Origin of the sequence: Pseudomonas sp. FeS53a, assembly GCF_000931385.1 — a bacterium.
Classification (GTDB): Bacteria; Pseudomonadota; Gammaproteobacteria; order Pseudomonadales; family Pseudomonadaceae; genus Metapseudomonas; species Metapseudomonas otitidis.
Genome location: NZ_JYFT01000073.1, coordinates 1 through 1,097, shown reverse-complemented (window position 1 = coordinate 1,097; position 1,097 = coordinate 1). Strand labels below are relative to the sequence as shown.

The following is a 1,097-nucleotide window of genomic DNA, read 5'->3' as shown; positions in this document are numbered from 1 at the left end:
CGACGGAAGCTGACCAAGCAGGGCGATCCGGAAATCCGCCGGCTGCTCTATACGGCAGCAATGGCAGCCAGCCGCACCGTCGCCTGGAAAGACTGCTACCAGGGTTACCTGCAACGCGGCCTGAAGAGAACCGAAGCGCTGGTCATCCTGGCGCGCAAGCTGGCTAGGATCGCCTTTGCCGTGATGAGAAGTCAGAAGCCATATCGACCTCGCGTCGCTACGGCGGATTGACATGGAATCTCCCACAGGGTGCTGCCCGGTGGGTTGGGGCATTCCCCGTAGATACCGTCTTGATTTCTAGTGAGCAAGGGCCAGTTTTGCGTCAAACGGCTGGCCCGATTTCAGCACGCCATAGGCGATGTTCAGCAGCTTGCGCATCGCTGCGCAGACGATCTGCTTGCCGGTCTTGCCCCGCTCCCTTAGCCGTTCGCCCATGGCTCTGATCGCTTCGTTGTAGGTCAGGGCGCTGATCGCGGGCATTTACAGGCCGGCCCTCAGGCGCGATGAGCCCATCTTGGAGATGCGTGTCTGCCCCCGGTAGCTACCGGACACCTGTAGCCGTGGATTGAGCCCGGCAAAGGCGGTGATGGCGCGGCTGTTGGCAAAGCGCAGCGGGTCGCCCAGCTCCGCCAGGAGCAGGGCGGCGGTCTTGTCGGCGACTCCGTCGATGCTGGTCAGCAGGTCGCGCTTGCCTCGCAGATCCGGGTCGTTGTCGATGTGGTCGTCGATGGCCTTGAGGGTTTCTTGGATCTCCTGACCGACATGTTCCAGCACCGACTGGATCGAGGCCTGCACGCTGGCATCGGCCACTTCCAGACGGTTGCGCTCCATCTGTTCGATTTCGCGAAGATCCCCCAGGCGCTGTACCAGGGCCTTCAGGCGCTTTACGGCACGGGGCTCGGGTTGCCAGGGGCGCAGCTCGTCCTGGTGGCGCTCGCCGTATTCGGCGATCAGCTTGGCGTCGACCTTGTCGGTCTTCACCCGCTGCAACTGGCTGCGGGCGTAGTGGGCGATCTGCGCCGGGTTGAGGACACAGACCCGATAGCCTTGCTCCAGCAGCCATTCGGCCAGGGCTTCATGGTGGATGCCGGTGGCCT

3 protein-coding genes are annotated in these 1,097 nt (G+C 63.4%); 1 reads left to right on the top strand and 2 read right to left on the bottom strand.

The features are described 5' to 3' along the window. Window positions 1-231: transposase (locus SZ55_RS27680; RefSeq protein ID WP_152644471.1), on the top strand; the 231-nt coding region annotated here is incomplete at its 5' end. Window positions 232-297: 66 nt separating this feature from the next. On the opposite strand, the gene SZ55_RS27175 is transcribed toward SZ55_RS27680, so the two are convergent. After that, a complete protein-coding gene (locus SZ55_RS27175; protein ID WP_052807646.1) occupies window positions 298-480 on the bottom strand; it encodes a hypothetical protein in 183 nt (60 codons plus the stop codon). Further along, the coding region (locus tag SZ55_RS22290) for a transposase (protein ID WP_152644533.1) at window positions 481-1,097 on the bottom strand (617 nt) is incomplete at its 5' end.

Bases quoted from the DNA above. Each gene is read 5' to 3' on its own strand.
- SZ55_RS27175 (WP_052807646.1), bottom strand. From the start codon at position 480: ATGCCCGCGATCAGCGCCCTGACCTACAACGAAGCGATCAGAGCCATG.